7 protein-coding genes are annotated in these 4,910 nt (G+C 70.6%); 4 read left to right on the plus strand and 3 right to left on the minus strand.

Going from position 1 to position 4,910, the window contains the following annotated elements:
* From MFF42_RS07210 to MFF42_RS07220, 3 genes are all read left to right on the plus strand, one after another.
* The coding region (locus MFF42_RS07210; protein ID WP_238255140.1) for a PilZ domain-containing protein at positions 1–295 on the plus strand (295 nt) is incomplete at its 5' end.
* A 119-nt stretch (positions 296–414) separates the two neighbouring features.
* A complete protein-coding gene (gene ilvA, locus MFF42_RS07215) occupies positions 415–1,953 on the plus strand; it encodes a threonine ammonia-lyase, biosynthetic (protein WP_238255141.1) in 1,539 nt (512 codons plus the stop codon).
* 141 nt (positions 1,954–2,094) lie between these two features.
* Positions 2,095–2,418, plus strand: a complete 324-nt coding sequence (locus MFF42_RS07220; protein WP_238255142.1) for a hypothetical protein — start codon at positions 2,095–2,097, stop codon at positions 2,416–2,418.
* Between the two features lie 24 nt (positions 2,419–2,442).
* On the opposite strand, the gene MFF42_RS07225 is transcribed toward MFF42_RS07220, so the two are convergent.
* A complete protein-coding gene (locus MFF42_RS07225; protein WP_238255143.1) occupies positions 2,443–2,715 on the minus strand; it encodes a hypothetical protein in 273 nt (90 codons plus the stop codon).
* A 271-nt stretch (positions 2,716–2,986) separates the two neighbouring features.
* Entirely contained in the window at positions 2,987–3,130 is a 144-nt protein-coding gene (locus tag MFF42_RS07230) for a hypothetical protein (RefSeq protein WP_238255144.1), read from the minus strand.
* A gap of 786 nt (positions 3,131–3,916) precedes the next feature.
* Between MFF42_RS07230 and MFF42_RS07235 the strand changes: the two genes are divergently transcribed.
* Positions 3,917–4,261, plus strand: a complete 345-nt coding sequence (locus MFF42_RS07235; RefSeq protein ID WP_238255145.1) for a hypothetical protein — start codon at positions 3,917–3,919, stop codon at positions 4,259–4,261.
* Positions 4,262–4,295: 34 nt separating this feature from the next.
* Here MFF42_RS07235 and MFF42_RS07240 read toward each other — a convergent pair.
* Positions 4,296–4,910: UDP binding domain-containing protein (locus tag MFF42_RS07240; RefSeq protein WP_283206862.1), on the minus strand; the 615-nt coding region annotated here is incomplete at its 5' end.

Consider the following 4,910-nt stretch of genomic DNA (forward strand, 5'->3'; position numbering starts at 1 on the left):
GCTGTCGCGCGAGCAGGGACGCTCCGATCAACCGGCGCGCGCGCATCCGCGGATCAGCCCGGAGCGCAAGGACGTGCTCGTTACCCTCGAGGATGGGCGCGTCCTTCCGGGCCGGCTGATCAACGTCTCGGCCTCCGGCGCGGCGCTGGCCCTCGATCACACGCTTCCGCCCGGAACGAGCATCACGATCGGCAGCACGGCCGCGCAGGTCGTGCGAATCTTTCGCGACGGCATCGGCGCCGCCTTCGCCTTTCCGTTCGATCCGGGGCAGGTCCATGCCGGGATCCGGCTCTGATCCGGCGCTGACCCGGCTCCGGCCGGGAGGGTGCGTCCCAGCCCTCCCCTCGCATCCCGGCCGCGGAAGGTCTAAGTCCCGGGCGAGCCCTGCCCGATGACGCGGCCGAAAGCCTGCCCGTGACCGACTACATCAAGAAGATCCTCTCCGCCCGCGTCTACGACGTGGCGATCGAGAGCCCCCTCGACCCGATGCCCCGCCTGACGAAGAGGCTCGGCCGCCCCGTCCTGCTCAAGCGCGAGGATCTGCAGCCGGTCTTCTCGTTCAAGCTCCGGGGCGCCTACAACAAGATGGCGTCGCTGCCGCGGGAGCAGCTCGATCGCGGCGTCATCTGCGCCTCGGCCGGCAACCACGCGCAGGGCGTGGCGCTCGGCGCGGCCAAGCTCGGGGTGCGGGCGGTGATCGTGATGCCGCGCACCACGCCCGCCATCAAGGTCGATGCCTGCCGGGCGCGGGGCGCCGAGGTGGTGCTGCACGGCGACGCCTTCGACGAGGCCCTCACCGAGGCGCGGCGCCTGGAGGCGCAGTGGGGCCTGACCTTCCTGCACCCGTTCGACGATCCCGAGGTCATCGCCGGCCAGGGCACGATCGGCATGGAGATCCTGCACCAGCATACCGGGCCGATCGAGGCGATCTTCGTGCCCATCGGCGGCGGCGGGTTGGCGGCCGGCATCGCCACCTTCGTGAAGTACCTGCGGCCCGAGACCAAGGTGATCGGCGTGGAGCCGGACGACGCCGCCACCATGGCGGAGGCGATCCGGGCCGACGACCGGGTGATGCTGCCGAGCGTCGGCCTGTTCGCCGACGGCGTCGCGGTGCGCCAGGCGGGCGAGGAGACCTTCCGCCTCTGCCGCGAGCATCTCGACGCGGTGATCACCGTCGACACCGACGCGATGTGCGCGGCGGTCAAGGACATCTTCGACGACACCCGCGCGATCTCCGAGCCGTCGGGCGCGCTGAGTCTGGCCGGGGCCAAGGCCTGGGCGGCGCGGAATCCCGGTGCCGGGCCGCTGGTGGCGATCTCGTCGGGCGCCAACCTCAACTTCGACCGGCTGCGCCACATCGCCGAGCGGGCGGAGATCGGCGAGGAGCGCGAGGTCCTGCTCGGCGTCACCATTCCCGAGCGGCCGGGCGCCTACCGCGCCTTCATCGCCGCGCTCGGTCCCCGCGCGATCACCGAGTTCAACTACCGCTACGCCGCGGGGAGCGACGCGCGCATCTTCGTCGGCATCAACCTGCCCGGCGGGAAGCCGGAGAAGCGCGACCTGATCGCGGCCCTGGAGCGGGCCGGCTACGGCGTCGCCGACATGAGCGACAACGAGATGGCCAAGGTCCATGTCCGCTACATGGTGGGCGGGCGCGCCGCGGGGCTCGCCGACGAGCGGCTCTACCGATTCCAGTTCCCGGAGCGACCGGGCGCGCTGATGAAGTTTCTGGAGGCCCTGGGCGACGGCTTCAACATCAGCCTGTTCCACTACCGCAACCACGGCGCCGACTATGGCCGCGTGCTCGCCGGAATCGAGGTGCCGCCGGCGGAGCGGGCCCGCTTCGACGCCGCCCTCGAAGCCCTCGCCTACCCCTACGTCGACGAGACCGACAACGCGGCCTACCACCTGTTCCTCGACAACGGCGTCGGCGCCGAGGAGGTCCGCCGCTAGATTCGGACGCAGGTCGCGCGGGGTCGGCCACCGCCCCGGCCTCGCCGCCTGCGATGGCCGCCGTCTTCCCGCCGTTGCCCGGATTCCCTACCATGGGACCGGCTGGCGGCGCCCGCCGGCCGGAGAATGGAGCGACGACCGATGCGCGCTGCGCCCTTCGCCCTGCTCGCTCTCGTCACGCCGGCCCTCGCCGGTCCGGCGGAGCGGGCCGCACCCGCGGGGGCGGCCCCGCCGACGGAAGCCTCGATCCTGTTGCAGCGCAGGGCCGAGGAATCGATGGCGCGTCAGGCCGAGTTCGACCGGCGGATCGCCGAGCGCAGCAGCCGCGCCGCCCGCTCGATCTGTTCGGGCTGCAGACCGGACGGCGGCCTCGGACCGCCCGGTGTCGCCGTCACGCCGGGCCTGCGCAATCCCGGGCGGGATGAGCTCAGACCCGCGGACCCGTCCCTGGCACCGCTCGATTGACCGGTCCGGCCGATCTGCGAGGTTTCAGGCCGCGCTGTGCGCCGGCTGGCTGCGGAACAGGGCCGTGCAGCCGGCATCCCGGTGCATGCTCAGGATCGAGGCTCGGTCGATCTCGGGATGTTCGGCGAGGACACGGCGCACATCCTCCACGACCTTCTCGTAGCGATGGGCGTCGAAGTCCTTCTCCAGCGGGCTGACCGCGATATAGGCCTCGACCACGAGCACCCGTTCGGCGCGCTCCTTCGTGATATCGACGGCGATCCAGGCCGATTTGACCAGACGGTTGGCGGCGAGCATAGGACGATCCTCCGATGCCGCCGCGTTATCCGGCGGCTTTCGAAGGGAAGCATGGACCGCGCCGAAAGCCTTGCCAAGGGATTCCGCCGCCGTCTCCAGCCTGAATCCTGACGGATCCGGCGCGAAGACACTGACACCGCCGGGGATCTGTCCGCACCGCCGAGTTGGAAGCCCCATACCGGGCTGATCCCCCCGGCGTATCGCGGGACCCTGGTGCCGCGGAAAGGGATCGGGCGGAGACCGCAGCGATCCCTGTGATCCTCGTCCCGGATCAGGTGTCGGAGACGATCCGCAGACCCGTGAAGCCGTTCAGGCGGGAGGGAGCGGCGTAACCCTTGGCGCCGTCGTCTCCGTTGGAGTTCGCGGATTCCTTCGCGCGCCCCTTCATCAGCGTCGGGCGTGCGATCCACCGCACCACCTTGTCGCCGTCGTAGCGACCGGCGCGTCGCTCATCCCTGCGCAGAACCCAGCGCGGATGAACTGCTCCACTTCTCACCATGACCCGTCCCCCTCAGGGCTTCTACACCGCAGCCAGCGCACCCCTCGGCGCGCCCCGATCTCACGGCAGCCCGTGCCCTGACGACTCAAGCAGGCAACGATTTCGGGAGAATTGCATCCTCCAAATTAGGGATATCCGGCATCATTTGCACTTAAGTAGTCGTGGACATCCTTAAAGAGGTTTTGCCGCCTGGTCGCGGCTCGGGTCGTCTCGGCATCGCAACGGTCCCGCGGCGGGCGCAACGCAACAGTTGACGCAACATGGCCGCAAACAGTCGAGGCTAACCCGCTTCTTGCGAAATGTGAGACGTCGCGAGGGGAAAGATGCCGAAATCCGCTGTCGCCGCCCGGGCCGTTTCGATCATCCTGATCGTCTCCGGCGCCACCCCCTCCCTGGCAGCGAACCGGGGACCGGACCGTCGTTCCGGGGAGGTCCGATCGGCCCCCGGGCATGAGGCCGGCCGAAGCCTGACGCGCTCGCAAGGGATGGCGCGGACGTCATGCCCGCCCCGCTGGCCCTACATCGTCCTGACCTGCGTGGCGTGAGGCGGTCATGACCCTGTTCCTGATCCTGCTCGCCTGCAACCTCGCGCTCGGGCTCCTGTTCACGCTGATCGCGTCGACGGTGGAGCGAGCGGAGCGGACGGTGCCCGCGGCGTGTTCGCCGCTTGACCTCGGCACCGGCTTGCGCGCACGAGACGTTATGCTGACGCTTGTTCGCCTGTTGGCGTGGATCGTGGCCATCGGCCTCGTCGCCGTGACGCTCTCGCCCCTTGAGGCGCGTCCGGTCCTGGCGTCGCCGAACCTGGAGCGGGCCGGCGCCTACGCCCTGTTCGGCTTCCTGCTCGCGCTCTCCTATCCGCGGCGCTGGGGGCTGGCGCTCCTCGCGGCGGTGGCCCTCGCCGGGGCCCTCGAGGCGGCCCAGGGTCTGACCGCGAGTCGGCACGGCCGGGTGGTCGATTTCATGGTGAAAGGCGGCGCGGCGATGATCGGCGGTCTGGTCGCGCAGGGATTGCATCTCCTGCTCGCCCGCCGCACGGCGCGCTGAGACGGGCCCGGCTTCGGAGACGGCGGCCGTCCGATCAGTCGCAGCGCGCCAGCGCGCCGACCCCGACATAGCGCAGACCCTGGCGGCCGGCCTCGTCCGGCGCGTAGACGTTGCGCAGGTCGACGAGGACGGGGACGGCCATCAGCGCCTTCAGCCGCGCCAGATCCAGCGCGCGGAACGCGTTCCACTCCGTCACGATCACCAAAGCGTCCGCCCCCTCCGCGCAGGCATAGGCGTCCTCGGCGTAGGCCACACCCTGCAGCAGCGGACGCGCCTGCTCCATCCCCTCCGGGTCGTAGGCCACGATCGCGGCGCCGGCATCCTGAAGCCCGGCGATGATCGACAGCGAGGGCGCGTCGCGCATGTCGTCGGTGTTCGGCTTGAACGTCAGGCCGAGCAAAGCCACCCGCTTGCCCCGCACCGACCCGCCGCAGGCCGCGATCACCTTGCGCGCCATCGCGCGCTTGCGTTGGTCGTTGACCGCCACCACCGTCTCGACGATCCGCACCGGCGTGCCGTAATCCTGCGCCGTCTTCACCAGCGCCAGCGTGTCCTTCGGGAAGCACGAGCCGCCGTAGCCCGGCCCGGCATGCAGGAACTTGGCGCCGATGCGGTTGTCGAGCCCGATGCCGCGGGCGACCTCCTGCAC

Source organism: Methylorubrum podarium, from assembly GCF_022179745.1.
GTDB lineage: Bacteria > Pseudomonadota > Alphaproteobacteria > Rhizobiales > Beijerinckiaceae > Methylobacterium > Methylobacterium podarium.

Bases quoted from the DNA above. Each gene is read 5' to 3' on its own strand.
- MFF42_RS07225 (WP_238255143.1), bottom strand. From the start codon at position 2,715: ATGCTCGCCGCCAACCGTCTGGTCAAATCGGCCTGGATCGCCGTCGAT.
- MFF42_RS07235 (WP_238255145.1), top strand. From the start codon at position 3,917: ATGCTGACGCTTGTTCGCCTGTTGGCGTGGATCGTGGCCATCGGCCTC.
- MFF42_RS07220 (WP_238255142.1), top strand. From the start codon at position 2,095: ATGCGCGCTGCGCCCTTCGCCCTGCTCGCTCTCGTCACGCCGGCCCTC.